Raw genomic sequence first — 19499 nt, 5'->3', positions numbered from 1 at the left:
TTCATTCCTTCAAATTGGCGGTGTGGGGACGGGCCACTTCGCGGGCAAGCCTCGCTCCTACAGGTACGGTGGGGTCCTTGTAGGAGCGAGGCTTGCCCGCGAAGGCGTCCTCAAAACACCTCAAAACCCGCAGAGCTCCCACAACAGTCGGGTATCCAGATGCTTCTCCACCAGATCCGCCAGCCGCTCGATATCGCGCTCACGCAACGCGTGATAATCCACTTCCTGCACAGCCTGCAAACCGGCCCAGCGTAACAGCGCACTGCACGCCGCGGGCGATTCAAACAGTCCATGCAGATAGGTGCCGAAAATTTGCCCATCCACGCTTTGCGCACCGTCGCAGCGACCATCGTCCAGCTGCACGGCGGCGTTTTCCAACGCTGGCCCGGTGGTCACGCCGGCGTGAATTTCATAGCCGCTGACCGGCGCGTCTTCCAGCGCCAGACGTCCGCGCACATTGCGCAATTGCTTCTCTTCTTCGAGCTGCGTTTCGAACGCCAGCAAACCCAGACCGGCGCTGGAACCCGGTGCGCCTTCGAGGCCCAACGGGTCGTGCAACTGCTCGCCGAGCATTTGCAGGCCACCGCAGATGCCCAGCACTTTGCCGCCATAACGCAGATGACGACTGATCGCAGTGTCCCAGCCATTGGCCCGCAGATACGCGAGGTCGCTACGCACGCTTTTCGAGCCGGGGAGAATAATCAGGTCGGCCGGTGGAATCGTCTGGCCGGGGCCGATGAATTGCAGATCCACCTGCGGGTGCAAGCGTAGCGGATCAAAGTCGGTGTGGTTGCTGATGCGCGGCAGTACCGGCACCAGCACTTTCAGCACCTGGTCGGCCTTGTCAGTCTGACGCTGATCGATGCCGTCCTCGGCTTCCAGGTGCAGATCCATCACGTAAGGCAGAACGCCGATCACCGGTTTGCCGGTGCGCGCTTCCAGCCAGTCGAGGCCCGGTTGCAGCAAGGCGATGTCGCCGCGAAAACGGTTGATGATGAAGCCTTTGACCCGCGCCTGCTCGCTGGGCGACAGCAGTTCCAGCGTGCCCACCAGGTGCGCGAAAACCCCGCCGCGATTGATGTCGGCGATCAGCACCACCGGGCAATCCACCGCCTCGGCAAAGCCCATGTTGGCGATGTCGCCGGCGCGCAGATTGATCTCGGCCGGCGAGCCCGCGCCTTCGACCATGATCACCGGATACGCCGCGCTCAGCCGTTCATGGGAGGCCAGCACCGCTTGCATGGCAATGGCTTTGTAGTCGTGATACGCAACGGCGTTCATCGTCGTGACCGCACGACCATGGATGATCACTTGGGCGCCGGTATCGCTGTTGGGTTTGAGCAACACCGGATTCATGTCGGTGTGCGGCTCAAGGTTGGCCGCCTGAGCCTGTACCGCTTGTGCGCGACCGATCTCGCCACCGTCGGCAGTCACCGCACTGTTGAGTGCCATGTTCTGCGGTTTGAATGGCACCACGCTCACGCCCTGACGCGTGACCCAGCGGCACAACGCCGTTACCAACGTGCTTTTACCGGCGTCGGAAGTGGTGCCTTGCACCATCAACGTAGTCATTGGGTTTCCTTGGCGTAGGCTTCGAACGCTTGCGCGAGACGTGTCCAGTCGGTTTCATCGGCGGGCAACCCGAAACGCAGGCTGCTGTTGTGCGTGAACAATCGCAGCAGAATGCCGCGCCGGGCCATGAATTCGTGCAACGCTTCGGCGTGATCGGTGATCAGCCATTGAAACAAGGCGCAGCCGCCCTGGGGTTTGAAGCCGTGCTGTTCAAGCAGCAGCGCCAGACGTTCACTGACCTCTTCAGCGCGAACCCGTTGCCGGGCATGCCCTTCGGTATCCCGCAGACAGGCCTGACCCAGTACCCGCGTCGGCCCGCTGACCGCCCACGGCCCCACTTGCTCGGCCAGCAATTTGAGCAACTTGCGCTCGGCCAGCACGAACCCCAGGCGCACACCGGCCAGACCGAAAAACTTGCCGAAGGAACGCAACACGATCAACCCGACCTGATTGGCAAAAGGTGCGAGGCTCAGTTGCGGCGTGTTGTCCATGAACGCCTCGTCCACCACCAGCCAGCCACCGCGCTGGGCCAGCCGCGAATGCCAGTCGAGCAGCCGACTCGGTGTCAGGCTCAGGCCTGTAGGATTGTTCGGGTTGACCACCACCAGCACGTCGAAGCTGTCGAGGTAGAAGTCGACTTCCTGCTCCAACACTTCACGCACGATGTAGCCATTGCGGCGCCACGCTTCGGCGTGTTCGGCGTAACACGGCGAGAGCACGCCGACCTTGCCCGCCCGGCGCAAACGCGGCAACAACTGGATCGCCATTTGCGAACCGGCCACGGGCAGCACCTGAGCGGCGCCGTAATAATCACAGGCCGCCTGCTCCAGACCGTCATCGGTTTCCGGCAAACGCGCCCAGGCCCGCCACGGGATCTCCGGCACCGGAAACGGCCAGGGCGCCAGGCCGCTGGACAGGTCGAGCCAATCGGCTTCGGCGATGCCGTATTCGAGCGCCGCCTTGCGTAACCGACCACCGTGCTCAAGCATAGAATTCAGCCCCCACGCAGAGGATCAGCAACCATAACCATACCCCGCGCTGGACCAATTGCCAGCCACGGTCGATGGAGTCGGCGTCCGCCGGCACGCCTTCGCCCAGTTGCGGACGCTGATGCAGTTCACCGTGATAAATCGCCGCCCCGCCCAACTCGACACCGAGCGCACCGGCACCGGCCGCCATCACCGGGCCGGCATTCGGGCTGTCCCAGGTCGGGCCTTGGCGGCGCCAGCATTTCAGCGCGAGGCGGGTTTTGCCCAGCAGCGCGTAGGTCAACGCCACCAGGCGTGCGGGAATGTAGTTGAGGACGTCGTCGATCTTTGCCGCCGCCCAGCCGAAACGTTCGAAGCGTTCGTTGCGGTAACCCCACATCGCATCGAGGGTGTTGCTCAAACGGTAGAGCACCACACCGGGCGCACCCGCCACGGCAAACCAGAACAACGCGGCAAACACCGCGTCGCTGCCATTCTCCAATACGGATTCGGTGGCGGCGCGGGCGACTTCGGTTTTGTCCAGTTCGCTGGTCTGGCGGCTCACCAGGTAACCGACACGCTTGCGCGCCTCGTCCAGATCATCGCTGCGCAGCGCCTTGGCCACCGGCTCGACGTGTTCACCGAGGCTGCGCAGGCCGAGGGCGCAATAGAGCGCGAGAATTTCGACGATCCAGCCGACATAGGGCGCCCAGGAAAACGCTGTGGCCAGCAGGGTCAGCGGCAACACTGCGATCACCCAGGCAGTGACGCCATGACTGCGCCAGCCGCGACCAGCAGCGTTGAAACGTTGTTCGATGCGGTCGGCAAAACGGCCGAACGCCACCAGCGGATGCCAGCGTTTGGGTTCACCCAGCAGCGCATCCAGCGCAACCGCGGCGACACTCAACAACGCCACACTCATTGACTCACTCCCCAATAATTTTCGTACAGCAGCTCACTCAGCGGACGCGCCTGCGCCCAGCCTTCGAGTACCAGCATCGGTGCCGGATAGAATGCCTTGACCGGCCCCAGGCAAAGAACGGCCAAGGGCTTGGCACCGGCCGGCAAACCCAGCAGGTCCGCCAGGGCTTGCGGCTCGAACAGCGACACCCAGCCCATGCCCAGTCCTTCGGCGCGGGAGGCCAGCCAGAGGTTCTGGATCGCGCAGGACAACGAGGCCATGTCCATTTCCGGCAAGGTGCGACGGCCGAAAATATGGCGCTCGCGATCGTCCATCAGCGCGGCGACCAGCACCTCGGCGCAGTCGTTGATGCCTTCGACTTTCAGCTTCATGAATTCGTCGGTGCGCTCGCCGAGGGCTTCGGCGGTGCGGATGCGTTCTTCTTCCACCAGTAACTGGATCTTGCCGCGCAGGGCTCGATCGCTGATGCGGATGAACCGCCAGGGCTGCATCAGGCCGACACTCGGTGCCTGATGCGCAGCTTCGAGCAGGCGTCGCAGCAACTCGGGCTCGACGGTGCCGCCGCTGAAATGACGCATGTCACGGCGTTCGGCAATTGCCCGATACACCGCTTCGCGTTCGGCTTTGGAGAATGCGTTATCGGTCATGGCCTATTCGCGAGCAGGCTCGCTCCCACAGTGGACCGCGTTTCTTCAGCCAACCCACTTTCTACTGTGGGAGCGAGCCTGCTCGCGAAGGCGGCCTCAAGATCAGGCGCAAACAGCGCGGCAATCGCCGATGGATTGGACGGGAAATAGAAGTGCACATACGAGGCCGTCATCCGCCCTTCACGGTAAACCGCCTCTGCCCCTCGCCCACCGTTAGGGCTCAGGCCACGGGCGATTGGCTCAAGCTCGGTACTGGTCAGCGAATGGTGATAGGTGTGCCCGCGCAACGAACCTTCCGGCAACTCGACCGCCTGCAACGCCAACGCGGCCAGACGCTTTTGCATCACCGCATCCCCCGCCAGCAAGCCGACCAACTCAGCGCGAGTGCCCTCGACATCGGTCAACGAATCGAGCAAATAGAGCATGCCGCCACATTCGGCCAACAACGGTTTACCCGCCGCATGGTGAGCGCGAATCGCCGCCAGCATCGTGGTGTTCTGTGACAGCGCGACATGGTGCAATTCGGGATAACCGCCTGGCAGATAGAGGCTGTCTGCCTCCGGCAATTGCGCATCACGGATTGGCGAGAAAAACCGCAATTCGGCGCCCATGGCGCGCAGCAGATCCAGGCTTGCGCCGTAGGTGAAGGCAAACGCCTCGTCACGGGCCACGGCAATTCGCACGCCGGCCAGCAACGGTTCGGCAGCGATCACATCAGGGGCTGCGAATTCCACCGCCGGTGGCAGCGCGACCTCGCAACTGCTGGCCAGTGCATCGGCCGCCGCATCGAGGCGCAGATCGAGATCGTTCAACTCACTGGCCTGAACCAGACCCAAATGGCGACTCGGCAATTCGATCCCGGTTTCCCGGGACAAGGCGCCGTACCAGCGCAAACCTTCAGTGAGGCTGCCTTCAAGTAATTGCGCGTGACGCAGGGTACCGACGCGGTTGGCCAGCACACCGGCAAACGGCAAATCCGGCTGATAGCGCGCCAACCCCAACGCCAGTGCGCCAAAGGTCTGGGCCATGGCGGTGCCGTCGATCACACCCAGCACCGGCACACCGAAATGCCGCGCCAGATCAGCGCTGGACGGCGTACCGTCGAACAGCCCCATGACACCTTCAATGAGGATCAGATCGGCTTCGCCGGCAGCTTCCCACAACAGACGACGACTTTCCTGCTCGCCGACCATCCACATGTCCAGTTGATACACCGGCGCACCACTGGCGCGCTCTAGAATCATCGGGTCGAGAAAGTCCGGGCCGCACTTGAACACGCGAACCTTGCGCCCCTGATTGCGATGCAAACGGGCCAACGCCGCGGTGACGGTGGTCTTGCCCTGGCCGGAGGCCGGCGCGGCAATCAGCACCGCCGGGCAGTGACGGCTGATTTTCATAAAGTAGTATTCACAGCTCGACGCCTTTTTGCGCTTTGATCCCGGCCTGGAACGCGTGCTTGATCACGCCCATTTCGGTGACCGTGTCGGCCAGTTCGATCATCTCCGGCTTGGCGCCGCGACCGGTGACCACCACATGCTGCATCGGCGGACGCGCCTGCAAATCGCTGAGTACCTGATCGAGATCCAGATAACCGTGCTTGAGCGCAATGTTCAACTCGTCGAGCACCACCAGGCCAATCGACGGATCACGCAGCAATTCGCGGGACACGGCCCATGCGGCTTCAGCGGCGGCGATGTCACGCTGGCGATCCTGGGTTTCCCAGGTGAAGCCCTCGCCCATCACATGAAAACGCACCTGGTCCGGGAAACGCCGGAAGAACAATTCTTCGCCGGTGCTGTTGCGCCCCTTGATGAACTGCACCACGCCACACTGCATGCCGTGGCCCAAGGACCGGGCGAGCATGCCGAAGGCCGAGCTGCTTTTGCCTTTACCGTTGCCGGTCAGCACCAGCAGCAGGCCGCATTCATTCGGGGAGTTGGCGATGCGTTCGTCGATCACGGCTTTTTTGCGCAGCATGCGTGCCAGATGACGTTCGTCACGATCGGGGGTATCAGTCATGGGGGAGCTCTCCGTTGAGGCTGGATAACGGCGGGCAGGCACAAGAATAGACGGCAAAAAGCCTGGCATCGCCCACCGTGATGCCGCTGGATGGATCAGGCCGGTCTCCGGGCTCATGAGCGGCGATACGCCTGACCGCGCGCCTTCCCATGTCATATGACACAGTGGCTCAAGACGCAGTCTTCACTCATTTACCGTTGCGGGGGCAGCGCCGGGATCGTGGTTCTTCATTAGTTGAATGAACTCACTCACCGGCTTCCCTGTTTCACTCTGTCGACCAAGGCCACAGAGCACCTGAAACAAGCCGCGAAGGTTAGAGGGTTGGGGATGGAGCGTCAATTGAAGACGGGCGGCCTGCAAGCGAATAACTGCCGTTGATCAATTATCTGACGCCAATCTTGTGCCACACTCTCAGCAGTGATATCAAAGAGCCATAATCTCACAATACAAATTCAAGGGTGAGCCACATGCAAGGCATGATCATCAGCAATCCGAAGCTGGAATTCCTGCGCCCGGTGCTGGACCGCTGGTTTGACTGTATCGACCGCTACAACGCCGTACGCGGCGATAACGACACGCCTTACTGGTTCGATGAAAAAGCCAACCTGAGCCTGCTGTCCGCCGCTGCGTGGATGGCGGAAATGGTGACGCTGCAACAAACACCGACCCGTAAACAGACCGAAGAAGGCGAACGCAATGGCCGCGCCGACCTGTTTATCGCGACCAGCGAAGAACGCGCTTACCTTCAGGCGACCCAGCGCTGGCCACGCGTCAACAGCCTGAACCTGAGCCAAGCATTGCAGGACATCACCAGCGACGCCAAGCGCATCAGCTACGCCAGCGACCTGAAACTCGGCTGCCTGTTCGTCGCGCCGCAAAAAGCTCAGCAAAGTGCTACTCCGGAAGAACTCCAGGACATGGTCGACGACCTGCAAAAGGAACACAGCTGCGCGGTGGCCTGGTATTTCCCCTATGCCTATCGCAAGTTGCGCAACGAAGCCGGCAACTACCACCCCGGCATCGCCGTGCTGTTCAAGGAAGCCCGCGGCTGACCGGTTGAACCATCGCGCACCTGCGCTTCTCTATTGATTAGGTCAATGCATTCATAGGGAAGATCAGCATGCGCAAGCCTCAGCTCGCTCTCGTCATCGTGCTCGCCGGAGGGCTTGCCGCCTGCGGTGAAACCTCCAGGCTGCAAGTCTCCGACGGCACCGGCCCGTCGCCCAAGCTGCCAGAACCAAACAAAACCCTGATCCCGACGGTGAACATCGCCCCGGCGATCGGCTGGCCAAACGGCGCGAAACCCATAGCTGCGACAGGGACTCAGGTGGCGGCCTTTGCTGAAGGGCTCGATCACCCGCGCTGGCTCTATGTGTTGCCCAACGGCGACGTGCTGGTCGCCGAAACCAACGCACCACCCAAACCCGATGACGGCAAAGGCATCCGTGGCTGGGTCATGGGCAAAGTCATGGGCCGTGCCGGCGCCAAAGTACCGAGCCCGAATCGCATCACGCTGCTGCGGGACAAGGACCACGACGGCATCGCCGAAACCCGCACGGTGTTTCTGGAAAACCTCAACTCGCCCTTCGGCATGACCCTGGTCGGCAATGACCTGTACGTCGCCGACACGGACCGCTTGCTGCGCTTCCACTATGAAAACGGCGAGACGGCGATCAAGTCACAGCCAATGAAGGTGATCGACCTGCCGGGCGGTACGCTGAATCACCACTGGACCAAAAACGTCATCGCCAGCAAGGACGGCAGCAAGCTGTACGTCACGGTGGGCTCCAACAGCAACGTGGCCGAAAACGGCATGGACAAGGAAGAAGGTCGCGCGGCGATCTGGGAGGTGGATCGCGCCACCGGCAACCATCGGATCTTCGCCTCGGGGATTCGTAATCCAAACGGTCTAGCCTGGGAACCTCGGAGCGGCGCACTGTGGACGGCGGTCAACGAGCGCGATGAAATCGGCAGCGACCTGGTGCCGGACTACATCACTTCAGTGAAAGACGGCGGGTTCTACGGCTGGCCTTACAGTTATTACGGTCAGCACGTCGACATTCGCGTCGAGCCGCAAAACCCCGATCTGGTGGCCAAGGCCATTGCTCCGGATTATGCGGTGGGCCCGCATACCGCATCGCTGGGCCTGACGTTTGCTGAAGGCAACACGCTGCCGGCGCAGTTCAAGGAAGGCGCCTTCATCGGCCAGCATGGCTCGTGGAATCGTAAGCCGCACAGTGGCTACAAAGTGATTTTCGTACCGTTCAGCGCAGGGAAGCCGACCGGGCAGCCGATGGATGTGCTCACCGGCTTCCTCAATAACGAGGAAAAAGCCATGGGCCGCCCGGTAGGCGTGGTGATTGATCAGCAGGGTGGTTTGTTGGTCGCGGATGACGTGGGCAACAAGGTGTGGCGCGTATCGGCGGCCAAGTGAGCGCTTAGCGCTTGCGGCACAACGTCAATCCATCGCCCAACGGCAACAACGACAGATCCACACGCGAGTCATCCTTCAAGGCCCGATTGAGCGCCTGGATGGCTCGGGTGTCTTCGCTCTCGGGATTGTCCTCAAGCACCCGTCCGCTCCACAGCGTGTTATCAAACACTGCCAGACCGCCGACGCGCAGCAGACGCAGGGCGTGCTCCAGATAGCGTGGATAGTTGGCTTTGTCGGCATCAATGAAGATCAGGTCGAACTGCTCTTGCTGATCCAACTGAGCCAGGGTTTCCAACGCGGGCGCCAAGCGCAGATCAATCCGCTCGGCAAGCCCCGCCTCCTGCCAGTAACGGCGTGCGGTGGCGTTGTAATCGCCGGGAATGTCGCAGCAGATCAGCGAGCCGTCATCCGGCAATGCAGCCGCCATGCACAAGGCGCTGTAACCGGTGAAGGTGCCGACTTCCAGCAGACGCTTGGCGCCGGTGAGTTTCACCAGGAGCGCGAGGAACTGGCCCTGCTCGGGCGCCACTTGCCAGCGAGCCATGGGCAGCGCCTGGGTTTCGTCACGCAAACGCTTGAGCAGCGGCGTTTCACGCAGGGAAACATCGAGCAGGTATTGATACAGGGAATCGTCGAGATTGAGTGTGCGAGCGGTCATGACAACCTCTGCAATTTAGGGGTTGCGTGCCAAGTGCTCAGGTTGCAAGACGCGCTTGGCACTCAGATAGGCTTTCTGCCAGTAAGCTTTGGACAAGCTGTCGAGCTTCACCGTGCCGCCGGTGGCGGGCGCATGGACGAAGCGACCTTCGCCGACGTAGATCCCGGCGTGGCTGACCTGGGAGCCGCCATTGGTGGCGAAGAAGATCAGGTCCCCGGTTTGCAGACCTTCCTTGCCCACGCTGGCCGCTTGCATGCTGATCAACTCGCGCGTGGTACGCGGCAGGGAAATGCCGGCGACGTCACGATAGACGTAACCGATCAGCCCGCTGCAATCGAAACCCGAATCCGGCGTGTTGCCACCCCAACGGTACGGCGTGCCCACTAGGCCGAGCGCACGGAACAATACGTCTTCTGCCTCAGGGGAGAATGCTTGGGAGGAACTGAAAATAATGGGAGCGCGAACCACCGGCGCAGGTGGCGGTGTACGGCTGGCGCAGGCGCTGAGCAGCGCTGCGAAGAGCATGATTGCGAGGCGGGCCGACGTCGACATAAGCAGAACATCCTGATCTGGCTGCGGCTTTTTCTGCAGGGGGCGCAGAAAAGAAAACCGCCTGCGCAGGACGCAGGCGGTTTGCCATCAATAATAGATCAGGATTCTAGTCGCTACGCGGCAAACTTCAAGTAAGACTTTAAGTTCACCTTACAAAATGTCCGCTTACTTGCGTGCCGTGACGATAGTCGGGGCTGCAGTTGGTGCCATCGCCAGTGCGCGCTTGGCTTCGATGAAAGTCTTGCTCCAGTAGCTGTCGCCCAGGCTATCGATCCGGACACCACCGCTGCGGCGGCTGCTGGAATGGATGAACTGGTTGTCACCCAGGTAGATCCCGGCGTGACTGACGCGACCGCGACGGCCATTGGTGGCGAAAAACAGCAAGTCGCCAGGCTCCAGTTTGCTGCGCGAAACCAACGGAGCGTCCACGTTGATCATTTCGCGAGTGGAGCGTGGCAGGTTCAGGCCGGCTTCTTCACGAAACAGGTAACCGATGAAGCCACTGCAATCGAAGCCAGCTTCGGAGGTGCCGCCGAAACGGTAACGGGTACCGATCAGGGACATGCCGCGTTCGAGGATGCTGTCGGCCAGAACCGGAAGCTGGTACGACTTGCCGCCGGCGAAGTCTGCCAATTCTTTTTCGGTGGCCGCCTCTTCCTGTTCAAGCGCTTGCTGATAAAGAACGGAAGATTGGGCGGTAGCAGAATTTTTAGCCTGCTGTTGTTGCTCTTGCTGGGACACTGGAGAGTGAGCAGCGCAACCGAACAACAGGGTAACGAGTGCGAGGGGCACGAGGGGTGCAAAGCGATTTAGCATGGGCACGACCGTGGCTGATAGTTCTAAAGATGGCGAGACTATGCCCGCTATCAACCTCATTTGCAAATTCAATCGAACTTTATGTGACTTCTCGGTTTCTCGTTTACATCTAAGCGCTTAAGCCCGTTTTAGACATTCGCGCAGCCTGCAACCCTGTAGGAAGGCGGAATTCTTGGCGCCTGAAATATGCCGAAACCCGCTGCAGGCCTTGGCTTTACCAGCCTAAAGTTTCTTTCAGAAAGGGAATCGTCAGCTTGCGCTGAGCTTGAAGGGAGGCCTGATCGAGGCGTTCAAGCAGCTCGAAAAGTGCGCTCATGCTGCGCGTACCGCGGGTCAAAATGAAATGCCCGACTTCATCGGTCAGGTGCAGACCGCGACGAGATGCGCGCAGTTGCAAGGCACGCAATTTGTCTTCGTCGGAGAGCGGACGCATCTGAAAGATCAACGCCAACGTCAGACGGGATTTGAGGTCCGCCAGCTTCACCGGCAGTTCGCGCGGAGATGTCGAAGCGGCGATCAGCAGGCGTCGACCGCTGTCACGCAGACGATTGAACAGATGGAACAGCGCCTCTTCCCAATCCGCCCGACCGGCTACCGCCTGCAAATCATCCAGGCAGACCAGTTCGTACTGTTCGAGGTTGTCGAGGATGGCGATGCCACGATCAAGCAGCTCGGCCAACGGCAAATACACCGCCGGCTCCCCCAGTTGTTCGAAGCGCAGGCAGGCCGCCTGCAACAAGTGCGTACGCCCTACCCCGTCCTTGCCCCAGAGATAAATCAGGCTTTCGGTCCAGCCGGCGTCGGCTTCGCATAGCCGCTCGACATAGCCGAGTGCAGCGGCATTGGCGCCTGGATAGTAATTGATAAAGGTAGCGTCATCACGCAGACGCACACCTAGGGGCAGCTGAATCGGTTTCATGCTGACTGAACAGTTCCAAAGGAACCGTTAGTGGCCTCTGTGTAAAGTTTGCGAAGTTTATACCCGTGAAGCTGGCCGCACAATGCGACAGACCACAAGCAAAATCAAAGGTTTGCGTTAACACACTGGTTTTATGACAGTTTCGTTGGCAGCGCATGTGACAGCCGCGCGAGGGATTCGGGTCAACCTGGCGATGAACCAGGCGGCCCGCGACGCGTGATCAGAGCGCCTTAAAGCTCGGCCTGATCAACACCGCTGTACATATCCGAATCTTTATACAAATCATGCACATGGCGCAAAAGCACCATGATCACCGCCGCCACCGGCAGCGCCAGCAGCACACCGGTAAAACCGAACAGTTCACCCCCTGCCAGAATCGCGAAGATGACCGCCACCGGGTGCAGACCAATCCGATCACCCACCAGCAATGGCGTCAGCACCATGCCTTCCAGTGCCTGCCCGACCATGAACACCGCGACGATTCCGATCATGGGATACAGATCGCCACCGAACTGGAACAACCCGGCTATCAAGGCCGCACCAATCCCGATGACAAACCCCATGTACGGCACGATCGCCGCCAGACCGGCAATCAAACCGATCAACAGCCCCAATTCCAGCCCCACCAGCATCAGGCCCGCCGCGTAGATGACGCCCAACGCCACCATCACCAGCAACTGACCGCGCACGAACGCACCCAGCACTTCATGGCATTCACCCGCCAGGACCACAACGCGTTCTTCGCGATCACGGGGCAGCAGGCTGCGGATCTTGGCCATCATCAGGTCCCAATCCCGCAACAGGTAGAAACTCACCACCGGGATCAGCACCAGATTCGCCAGCCAACCGATCAACGCCAGCCCGGAAGCCGTCGCCTGACTCAGCACGATCCCGACAATGTCAGTGGTCTGGCCCATGTGTTCACTGATCGCAGCCTTGAGCTTGTCGAATTTCCAGAAATTATCCGACAGTCCAAATTTCGATTGCGCCCACGGCAATGCGGTGTGCTGTAACCAGTCGAGCATCTGCGGCGCCAGTTCGTACAAGCGAAACAGCTGCTTGGCGAGCATCGGCACCAACACCAGCAGCAATGTCGTGAAGATCAAGGTAAACAGCGCAAACACCGCCACCACGCCCCAAGTGCGAGAGAGCCCGGCCTTCTCCAGCCGATCCACCAATGGATCGAACAGATAAGCCAACAGCAGCGCCACCAGAAACGGCGTCAGGATCGGATGCAACAGCCAGACAAACGCGCAGAGCAGGATGACCCCACCCAACCAGAACCAACGCCGCGTATCGGCCATGTACAACTCCCTATGCATCTATATAAAGAAAGAAAACCGTTACCAACGGAATCGCAACTGCGGCACAGGTGCCGGAGTGGGCGCTACTACCGGTGCCGAACCCTCGGCCGGCTGAACCGGTGCGACAGGCGCCGGCGCTTCACCGGCAGGAACCTCCTGCAACTTCGCCAGTGACAACTGCGAGCGCAACTGCTCGGCGCTGCCATTGACCCGATAGACAATACGGTCGCCATCGACGCTGACCAAGCGCGCGCCAAACGGATCCAGCAATCGCCCCAGTGCCGCGTAGCGCTCCAGATTCATGCCCTGCACTTCGAGCAATTGCTCGCCCGAAACACCTGGCTTGACCACAAAACGAGGCGCCAGCCGTTCACTGACCGCCAGCATCACCGCATCGGCCACAGCGGCCTGATCCGCGCCCTGAACACTGCCCGCCTCCTTCTTGTCGCCCAGCCACAACTGCCACTTGGCCTGCCACTGGCCGCCCTCTTCACGGGCATGCACCGCGAGCAACGCGTCAGCGTTGTAACGCTCCGATGCCCCGCGCAGTGGCGTCGCGTCCGCACCTTCCAGATTCGGTGCCGTGGCGACAATCTGCTCATTCAGATCGGCCAGCGGCAGACGCAGCGGCAGACCACGGTGTTGCGCCGCTCGACGCAGCGGTGCAGCACTGGCCTGGCCATCGCCCACCAGGCTCGAACCCTCGGTGGAATCGTTCAACCACCAGCTGAGGATCGATGGCCGGTTCGCCCCCCACAGAGACAGCCCGGCACGGCGCAACGCTTGCTCGGTGGTGGCCGGGTCGAAATCGACCTTCAGCACCTCCGGCGGGCCGGCGTCAAAGCCGTACTGACTGATGATCTGCTGCGGGTCCTTGCGCAGTGCGGCCAACCCCGGGCTTTGCGCAGCCTTGGGATCACCGGTCAGACGCAGCACCAACGTATCCAACGCTTGCTGGGTCGCCTGATCGCGTACCTCAGGGGTTTGACCACTGACAGGCTGACGCACCTGATACAGATTTTTCACGGTCTCGGCATGACTCACCAGGCTGACCAATGACAAACAGCCCGCAAACAAATATCTAGAAAAAAAACGCATGGAGGATTCCTGACGACAAGAGCGGCTGGAACAGGCCGCGTGAACCGGATTGAGCAAGGCTGTGACCACGCCCCCAAGCAAAACATTCACCCGACCCCGGTAAGTTTTTGCACTGTCATAACGATAGACGGTGAATAGCGATACCTTATACAGCCATGAAGGATGCGACCAACACGGGCAATAAAGGTTTTTTTAAGCCGATATGCCCCTGCCGTCGGCCTGAGGATGGCCGCTGCCCCTCAAGCCTGATAAAATCGCGCGCCTTCGCAGACCGGCAACAGCCGGGCAGTGTCGGAATAGCGCGCTAGGCTCTCGCCTACGCCGTTTCGGCGCCCCCACTGGACTCGGTCGTTACCCCTGAATCCCCCCTAAAGGCCTGGATCATGAGCAAGCAACCCTCCCTGAGCTACAAGGACGCCGGTGTAGACATCGACGCCGGTGAAGCATTGGTCGAACGCATCAAGAGCGTCGCCAAGCGCACTGCGCGCCCGGAAGTCATGGGCGGCCTGGGCGGTTTCGGCGCCCTCTGCGAAATCCCGGCCGGCTACAAGCAGCCAGTACTGGTTTCCGGCACTGACGGCGTCGGCACCAAGCTGCGTCTGGCGCTGAACCTGAACAAGCACGACAGCATCGGCATCGACCTGGTTGCCATGTGCGTGAACGACCTGGTGGTCTGCGGCGCCGAGCCGCTGTTCTTCCTCGACTACTACGCCACCGGCAAACTCAACGTCGAAACCGCGACCCAGGTCGTAACCGGCATTGGCGCTGGCTGCGAACTGTCGGGCTGCTCCCTGGTCGGCGGCGAAACCGCTGAAATGCCGGGCATGTACGAAGGCGAAGACTACGACCTGGCCGGCTTCTGCGTCGGCGTCGTGGAAAAATCCGAAATCATCGACGGTTCGAAAGTCGCTGCCGGCGATGCCCTGCTCGCCCTGCCGTCTTCCGGCCCGCACTCCAACGGCTACTCGCTGATCCGCAAGATCATCGAAGTGTCCGGTGCCGACATCGAAAACATCCAGCTCGACGGCAAACCACTGACCGACCTGCTGATGGCCCCGACCCGTATCTACGTGAAGCCGTTGCTCAAGCTGATCAAGGAAACCGGCGCAGTCAAAGCCATGGCCCACATCACCGGTGGTGGCCTGCTGGACAACATCCCGCGCGTTCTGCCAAAAGGCGCACAAGCGGTGGTTGACGTCGCGAGCTGGACCCGTCCTGCCGTGTTCGACTGGCTGCAAGAGAAAGGCAACGTTGACGAAAACGAAATGCACCGCGTGCTGAACTGTGGCGTGGGCATGGTCATCTGCGTCGCTCAAGAGCACGTTGAAACTGCCCTGAACGTCCTGCGCGAAGCCGGCGAGCAGCCTTGGGTCATCGGTCAGATCTCCACCGCTGCCGAAGGCGCGGCTCAGGTTGAACTGAAGAACCTCAAGGCTCATTGATGTCCCAGACCTGTGATGTGGTGGTGCTGTTGTCCGGCACCGGCAGTAACTTGCAGGCCTTGATCGACAGCACGCGGACCGGCGACAGCCCGGCCCGCATCGCTGCGGTGATTTCCAACCGCGCCGACGCCTACGGCCTGCAACGCGCCAGGGACGCGGGTATCGACACCCGCACCCTGGATCACAAGGCTTTCGAAGGCCGCGAGGCCTTCGATGCCGCGCTGATCGAACTGATCGACGCTTTCAACCCCAAACTCGTGGTACTGGCCGGCTTCATGCGCATTCTCAGCGCTGGCTTCGTGCGCCACTACCAGGGTCGCCTGTTCAACATCCATCCCTCGCTGCTACCCAAATACAAAGGGCTACACACCCATCAGCGCGCACTGGAAGCTGGCGACACCGAACACGGCTGCTCCGTGCACTTCGTCACCGAGGAACTCGATGGCGGACCACTGGTCGTACAGGCAGTAATACCGGTAGAGTTGCACGATTCGCCGCAGAGTCTGGCGCAGCGAGTTCATACCCAGGAACACCTGATCTACCCGCTGGCTGTACGCTGGTTTGCCGAAGGTCGTTTATCACTCGGCGAGCAAGGTGCTTTACTGGATGGAAAGTTACTCGCGGCCAGCGGCCACTTGATTCGAACCTAGGAGATTTTATGCGTCGTGCCCTGCTCTTCGCTTGCGCTCTGCTCGCACTGCCTTTTGCGCAGGCTGCAGAACTTCAACCTTTCTCCGCCAGCTACACCGCTGACTGGAAGCAGTTGCCCATGAGCGGCACCGCTGAACGCAGCCTGACCAAGCAAGCCAATGGCGCCTGGAAGCTCAGCTTCAAGGCCTCAATGATGATCGCCAGCCTGACCGAAGAAAGCACCCTGACCCTGGACAAGGACACGCTGCTGCCGCAGTCCTACCACTTCGAACGTGGCGGTCTGGGCAAAGCCAAGAAAGCTGACCTGGATTTCGACTGGACCAACAAAATGGTCACCGGCACCGATCGTGGTGACCCGGTCAAGATCCCGCTCAACCGCGGCATGGTCGACAAATCCACCTATCAACTGGCCCTGCAACACGACGTGGCCGCTGGCAAGAAAAGCATGAGCTATCAGGTCGTCGACGACGGCGAAGTCGATACCTATGACTTCCGCGTGCTGGGTTCGGAAAAAGTCGACACCAAGGCTGGCCAGATCGACGCGATCAAGGTCGAGCGCGTGCGCGACCCGACACAAAGCAAGCGCATCACCGTCCTGTGGTTCGCTAAGGATTGGGATTACCTGCTGGTTCGTCTGCAACAGGTTGAAACCGACGGCAAGGAGTACAACATCATGCTCCTGGACGGTACGGTCAACGGCAAGGCTGTCAAAGGCAGCTAATCCGGCTCGACACGAAAATCCGGAATCCGATGAGGATTCCGGATTTTTTTATGCCTGTTTTTTTTCAAATTCTCGCCAGCGCCTGGGCCAGGTCGGCGCGCAGGTCTTCGACATCCTCGACCCCCACTGACAAACGTACTAACGCATCGCCGATGCCGAGTTGCGCGCGGGTGTCTGCGGGGATGCTGGCGTGGGTCATGATCGCCGGGTGTTCGATCAGGCTTTCCACCCCGCCCAGGCTTTCGGCCAAAGCGAAGATCCGCACGCTCTCGAGGAAACGCGTGGCGCCCGCCAGGTCGCTGTTCAGATCGAGGGAAATCATCCCGCCGAAACCGCGCATCTGCCGCTGCGCCAGTTCGTGCTGCGGGTGCGACGGCAGGCCCGGATAGTAAACGCGCGCCACCTGCGGCTGACGCTCCAGCCATTGCGCCAGATCCAGCGCGTTATTGCAGTGGCGTTCCATGCGCAGCGCCAGGGTCTTCACGCCGCGCAGGGTGAGGAAAGCGTCGAACGGCCCGGCGATAGCGCCTACTGAGTTCTGCAGGAAACCCAGACGCTCTGCCAGGTCTGCGTTTTGTCCGACCACCGCGATGCCGCCGATCACGTCGGAGTGGCCATTCAGGTACTTGGTGGTCGAGTGCAGCACGATGTCGAAGCCAAGCTCCAGCGGGCGCTGTATCCAGGGGCTGGCAAACGTGTTGTCGGCCACACAGATGATGCCTCGCGCGCGACAGATGCGCGCGACAGCGGCGAGGTCCGTCAGGCTCAGCAAGGGATTGCTTGGCGTCTCGACCCAGACCATCTTCGTGTCGTCCTGCAACGCCGCCTCGAATGCCGCCAGGTCAGTCAGATCGACGAAGCTGAAGCGATGCCCGGCGCTGCGTTTGCGCACCTTGTCGAACAGTCGAAAGGTGCCGCCGTACAAATCATTTCCGGAGACGATGTGCGAGCCCGCGTCGAGCAGCTCGAGCACCGTGGAGATCGCCGCCAGCCCGGAGGCGAACGCGAAGGCCTGGGTGCCGCTTTCGAGGTCCGCGACGCAACGCTCCAGCGCAAAGCGCGTCGGGTTGTGCGAGCGCCCGTAATCGAAACCCTTGTGCACGCCGGGGCTCTGCTGCAAATAGGTGGAGTTGGCGTAAATCGGCGGCATCAGCGCCCCGGTGGAAGGGTCGGGCGTCTGCCCGGCATGGATCACACGGGTGGCGAAGGCGCGTGGTACAGCGGTTTCATCGTGTTGACTCATGCAAGGGATCTCCGTAAGTGATTGAGCATGTCGACTCGAGTAATCAAGCCGTGAAAGCCCGAGCCGTCGGCGATGATCGCCACCAGCCCACGGTCGAGCTCCGCCCGTAGTTCCGCCAGGCTGGCGCCGGGAGGCAGGGTTTGAAGCTTATCGGTCATCGCGCTGGACACGCTCGTGCGAAAGTGCGAGGCATCTTCTTGCATGCCAAGCAGAATATCGGACTCGTCGATCACGCCAACCAGCCGCTGTCCGCCCTCGAGCACCGGCAGTTGCGAGACATCAGCCAGGCGCATGCGCTGGAAAGCGGTGAGCAGCGTATCGTCCGGGCCCACGCTGATCACCCGGCCATCCTCGAAGCGCCGTGAGATCAGGTCGCGCAGATCGCCGTAATGTTTGTACTGCAGCAGGCCCTGATCGTTCATCCACTGGTCGTTGTAGACCTTCGACAGGTAGCGAGTGCCAGTGTCGCAGACGAAGCTGACGACCCGCTTCGGCTCGGTTTGCTCGCGGCAGTAACGCAACGCTGCCGCCAGCAACGTGCCGGTCGAAGAGCCGCCGAGTATGCCTTCGGCGCGCAGCAGTTGGCGGGCATGATCGAAGCTTTCCTCGTCGCTGATCGAATAGGCGTGGCTCACGCTGGACAGGTCGGCAATCGACGGAATGAAGTCCTCGCCGATGCCCTCCACCGCCCACGAACCGGGTGTGCCGAGGGTGCCGCTGCGGCTGTATTCGGCCATCACCGAGCCGACCGGATCGGCCAGCACCATGGTCAGATTCGGCTGCACGCGGCGAAAGAAGCGGGTCAGCCCGGTCAGTGTGCCGGCCGAACCGACGCCAACGACGATGGCGTCCAGATCATGCTGAGTCTGCGCCCAGATCTCCGGCGCAGTGCTGCATTCGTGGGCCAGCGGGTTGGCCGGGTTGTTGAACTGATCGGCGAAGAAGGCCTCGGGAATTTCCTGCGCCAGCCGCGCAGCAACGTCCTGGTAATAATCGGGATGACCCTTGCCGACGTCGGAGCGGGTGATGTGCACCTCGGCGCCCATCGCCTTGAGGTGAAGGACCTTCTCGGTGGACATCTTGTCCGGCACCACCAACACCACCCGGTAACCCTTGGCACGGCCGACCAGGGCCAGGCCGAGGCCGGTGTTGCCGGCGGTGGCCTCGACGATGGTGCCGCCGGGTCGCAGGCGGCCATCGCGCTCGGCGGCGTCAATCATCGCCAGGCCGATGCGATCCTTGATCGAACCGCCGGGGTTCTGCGATTCGAGCTTGAGGAACAGCGTGCACGGGCCGGTATCGAAACGGCTGACGCGCACCAGCGGCGTATTGCCGATCAGTTCGAGTACGGCGGGACGGGAGTCAGTGGGCATGTCGTCACCTCGCTACGGAAATCAGCACTGGATGGACAGCAACCGGCGGCGAATCATCGCGCGCCAGTCACAGGCAAAGTCTCGCTTGGACCATAGGCCGGGATGGCGCCTCCCGCAACCGTGCACAGCCAGCCGGTAGCATTGCCTGAACGACAAAGTC

19 protein-coding genes and 1 riboswitch are annotated in these 19499 nt (G+C 61.2%); of the genes, 5 read left to right on the top strand and 14 right to left on the bottom strand.

Going from position 1 to position 19499, the window contains the following annotated elements; all coding sequences use genetic code 11:
* Positions 1-120 precede the first annotated feature (120 nt).
* From ACYZT5_RS33470 to cobO, 6 genes are read right to left on the bottom strand one after another with little or no spacing between them, the layout of a single operon-like run.
* Positions 121-1572: a cobyric acid synthase gene (locus tag ACYZT5_RS33470; protein WP_462049089.1), complete on the bottom strand. Its 1452-nt coding sequence runs from the start codon at positions 1570-1572 to the stop codon at positions 121-123.
* Positions 1569-2561, bottom strand: a complete 993-nt coding sequence (cobD, locus tag ACYZT5_RS33465) for a threonine-phosphate decarboxylase CobD (RefSeq protein ID WP_462049088.1) — start codon at positions 2559-2561, stop codon at positions 1569-1571. Before cobD ends, ACYZT5_RS33470 begins: the two co-directional genes overlap by 4 nt.
* Positions 2554-3462 (bottom strand): adenosylcobinamide-phosphate synthase CbiB, encoded by a 909-nt coding sequence (gene cbiB, locus ACYZT5_RS33460; RefSeq protein WP_462049087.1) that lies wholly within the window; start codon positions 3460-3462, stop codon positions 2554-2556. The genes cobD and cbiB overlap by 8 nt, the downstream gene beginning before the upstream one ends.
* The gene (bluB, locus tag ACYZT5_RS33455; RefSeq protein ID WP_462049086.1) at positions 3459-4109 is read right to left on the bottom strand and encodes a 5,6-dimethylbenzimidazole synthase; all 651 of its coding nucleotides are present in this window, start codon (positions 4107-4109) and stop codon (positions 3459-3461) included. The genes cbiB and bluB overlap by 4 nt, the downstream gene beginning before the upstream one ends.
* A complete protein-coding gene (locus ACYZT5_RS33450; RefSeq protein ID WP_462049085.1) occupies positions 4106-5506 on the bottom strand; it encodes a cobyrinate a,c-diamide synthase in 1401 nt (466 codons plus the stop codon). The genes bluB and ACYZT5_RS33450 overlap by 4 nt, the downstream gene beginning before the upstream one ends.
* A gap of 10 nt (positions 5507-5516) precedes the next feature.
* Positions 5517-6128, bottom strand: a complete 612-nt coding sequence (gene cobO, locus ACYZT5_RS33445; protein ID WP_462049084.1) for a cob(I)yrinic acid a,c-diamide adenosyltransferase — start codon at positions 6126-6128, stop codon at positions 5517-5519.
* A gap of 81 nt (positions 6129-6209) precedes the next feature.
* A riboswitch (cobalamin riboswitch) is annotated at positions 6210-6441 on the bottom strand.
* A gap of 154 nt (positions 6442-6595) precedes the next feature.
* On the opposite strand from cobO, the gene ACYZT5_RS33440 reads away from it, so the two are divergent.
* Together ACYZT5_RS33440 and ACYZT5_RS33435 are read left to right on the top strand one after the other, a co-directional pair.
* The gene (locus ACYZT5_RS33440) at positions 6596-7180 is read left to right on the top strand and encodes a hypothetical protein (RefSeq protein WP_462049083.1); all 585 of its coding nucleotides are present in this window, start codon (positions 6596-6598) and stop codon (positions 7178-7180) included.
* A gap of 68 nt (positions 7181-7248) precedes the next feature.
* Positions 7249-8562: a PQQ-dependent sugar dehydrogenase gene (locus tag ACYZT5_RS33435; protein WP_462049082.1), complete on the top strand. Its 1314-nt coding sequence runs from the start codon at positions 7249-7251 to the stop codon at positions 8560-8562.
* A gap of 4 nt (positions 8563-8566) precedes the next feature.
* On the opposite strand, the gene ACYZT5_RS33430 is transcribed toward ACYZT5_RS33435, so the two are convergent.
* The 6 genes from ACYZT5_RS33430 to ACYZT5_RS33405 form a co-directional block, all read right to left on the bottom strand.
* The gene (locus ACYZT5_RS33430) at positions 8567-9220 is read right to left on the bottom strand and encodes an O-methyltransferase (protein WP_462049081.1); all 654 of its coding nucleotides are present in this window, start codon (positions 9218-9220) and stop codon (positions 8567-8569) included.
* 15 nt (positions 9221-9235) lie between these two features.
* Positions 9236-9772 carry a C40 family peptidase gene (locus ACYZT5_RS33425; protein ID WP_462049080.1) on the bottom strand — a complete coding sequence of 179 codons (537 nt, stop codon included), beginning with the start codon at positions 9770-9772 and terminating at the stop codon, positions 9236-9238.
* Positions 9773-9937: 165 nt separating this feature from the next.
* Positions 9938-10588, bottom strand: a complete 651-nt coding sequence (locus ACYZT5_RS33420; protein ID WP_462049079.1) for a C40 family peptidase — start codon at positions 10586-10588, stop codon at positions 9938-9940.
* A 214-nt stretch (positions 10589-10802) separates the two neighbouring features.
* Positions 10803-11507: a DnaA regulatory inactivator Hda gene (gene hda, locus ACYZT5_RS33415; RefSeq protein ID WP_008148645.1), complete on the bottom strand. Its 705-nt coding sequence runs from the start codon at positions 11505-11507 to the stop codon at positions 10803-10805.
* A gap of 230 nt (positions 11508-11737) precedes the next feature.
* Positions 11738-12811, bottom strand: coding sequence for an AI-2E family transporter (locus tag ACYZT5_RS33410; RefSeq protein ID WP_462049078.1), 1074 nt, complete (start codon positions 12809-12811; stop codon positions 11738-11740).
* A gap of 39 nt (positions 12812-12850) precedes the next feature.
* Entirely contained in the window at positions 12851-13909 is a 1059-nt protein-coding gene (locus ACYZT5_RS33405; protein WP_462049077.1) for a DUF2066 domain-containing protein, read from the bottom strand.
* 383 nt (positions 13910-14292) lie between these two features.
* On the opposite strand from ACYZT5_RS33405, the gene purM reads away from it, so the two are divergent.
* The 3 genes from purM to ACYZT5_RS33390 are packed head-to-tail and all read left to right on the top strand — an operon-like array spanning position 14293 to position 16723.
* Positions 14293-15351, top strand: a complete 1059-nt coding sequence (gene purM, locus ACYZT5_RS33400; protein ID WP_008148639.1) for a phosphoribosylformylglycinamidine cyclo-ligase — start codon at positions 14293-14295, stop codon at positions 15349-15351.
* Positions 15351-16001: a phosphoribosylglycinamide formyltransferase gene (gene purN, locus ACYZT5_RS33395; protein WP_462049076.1), complete on the top strand. Its 651-nt coding sequence runs from the start codon at positions 15351-15353 to the stop codon at positions 15999-16001. The genes purM and purN overlap by 1 nt, the downstream gene beginning before the upstream one ends.
* An 8-nt stretch (positions 16002-16009) precedes the next feature.
* The gene (locus tag ACYZT5_RS33390; RefSeq protein ID WP_056744016.1) at positions 16010-16723 is read left to right on the top strand and encodes a DUF3108 domain-containing protein; all 714 of its coding nucleotides are present in this window, start codon (positions 16010-16012) and stop codon (positions 16721-16723) included.
* A 64-nt stretch (positions 16724-16787) separates the two neighbouring features.
* Here ACYZT5_RS33390 and ACYZT5_RS33385 read toward each other — a convergent pair whose 3' ends face one another.
* Together ACYZT5_RS33385 and ACYZT5_RS33380 are read right to left on the bottom strand one after the other, a co-directional pair.
* A complete protein-coding gene (locus tag ACYZT5_RS33385; RefSeq protein ID WP_462049075.1) occupies positions 16788-17966 on the bottom strand; it encodes a cystathionine gamma-synthase in 1179 nt (392 codons plus the stop codon).
* The gene (locus ACYZT5_RS33380; protein WP_462049074.1) at positions 17963-19339 is read right to left on the bottom strand and encodes a pyridoxal-phosphate dependent enzyme; all 1377 of its coding nucleotides are present in this window, start codon (positions 19337-19339) and stop codon (positions 17963-17965) included. Before ACYZT5_RS33380 ends, ACYZT5_RS33385 begins: the two co-directional genes overlap by 4 nt.
* Positions 19340-19499 lie beyond the last annotated feature (160 nt).

The organism is Pseudomonas sp. LB3P14, from assembly GCF_054898045.1.
The sequence above is the reverse complement of the archived record's forward strand: the minus strand, read 5'-3'. Positions and strand labels throughout refer to the sequence as shown.

Bases quoted from the DNA above. Each gene is read 5' to 3' on its own strand.
- ACYZT5_RS33435 (WP_462049082.1), top strand. From the start codon at position 7,249: ATGCGCAAGCCTCAGCTCGCTCTCGTCATCGTGCTCGCCGGAGGGCTT.
- ACYZT5_RS33385 (WP_462049075.1), bottom strand. From the start codon at position 17,966: ATGAGTCAACACGATGAAACCGCTGTACCACGCGCCTTCGCCACCCGT.
- ACYZT5_RS33410 (WP_462049078.1), bottom strand. From the start codon at position 12,811: ATGGCCGATACGCGGCGTTGGTTCTGGTTGGGTGGGGTCATCCTGCTC.
- ACYZT5_RS33450 (WP_462049085.1), bottom strand. From the start codon at position 5,506: ATGAAAATCAGCCGTCACTGCCCGGCGGTGCTGATTGCCGCGCCGGCC.
- cbiB (WP_462049087.1), bottom strand. From the start codon at position 3,462: ATGAGTGTGGCGTTGTTGAGTGTCGCCGCGGTTGCGCTGGATGCGCTG.
- ACYZT5_RS33470 (WP_462049089.1), bottom strand. From the start codon at position 1,572: ATGACTACGTTGATGGTGCAAGGCACCACTTCCGACGCCGGTAAAAGC.
- ACYZT5_RS33390 (WP_056744016.1), top strand. From the start codon at position 16,010: ATGCGTCGTGCCCTGCTCTTCGCTTGCGCTCTGCTCGCACTGCCTTTT.
- hda (WP_008148645.1), bottom strand. From the start codon at position 11,507: ATGAAACCGATTCAGCTGCCCCTAGGTGTGCGTCTGCGTGATGACGCT.
- ACYZT5_RS33430 (WP_462049081.1), bottom strand. From the start codon at position 9,220: ATGACCGCTCGCACACTCAATCTCGACGATTCCCTGTATCAATACCTG.
- ACYZT5_RS33380 (WP_462049074.1), bottom strand. From the start codon at position 19,339: ATGCCCACTGACTCCCGTCCCGCCGTACTCGAACTGATCGGCAATACG.
- ACYZT5_RS33425 (WP_462049080.1), bottom strand. From the start codon at position 9,772: ATGTCGACGTCGGCCCGCCTCGCAATCATGCTCTTCGCAGCGCTGCTC.
- bluB (WP_462049086.1), bottom strand. From the start codon at position 4,109: ATGACCGATAACGCATTCTCCAAAGCCGAACGCGAAGCGGTGTATCGG.
- cobD (WP_462049088.1), bottom strand. From the start codon at position 2,561: ATGCTTGAGCACGGTGGTCGGTTACGCAAGGCGGCGCTCGAATACGGC.
- purN (WP_462049076.1), top strand. From the start codon at position 15,351: ATGTCCCAGACCTGTGATGTGGTGGTGCTGTTGTCCGGCACCGGCAGT.
- ACYZT5_RS33440 (WP_462049083.1), top strand. From the start codon at position 6,596: ATGCAAGGCATGATCATCAGCAATCCGAAGCTGGAATTCCTGCGCCCG.
- purM (WP_008148639.1), top strand. From the start codon at position 14,293: ATGAGCAAGCAACCCTCCCTGAGCTACAAGGACGCCGGTGTAGACATC.
- ACYZT5_RS33420 (WP_462049079.1), bottom strand. From the start codon at position 10,588: ATGCTAAATCGCTTTGCACCCCTCGTGCCCCTCGCACTCGTTACCCTG.
- cobO (WP_462049084.1), bottom strand. From the start codon at position 6,128: ATGACTGATACCCCCGATCGTGACGAACGTCATCTGGCACGCATGCTG.
- ACYZT5_RS33405 (WP_462049077.1), bottom strand. From the start codon at position 13,909: ATGCGTTTTTTTTCTAGATATTTGTTTGCGGGCTGTTTGTCATTGGTC.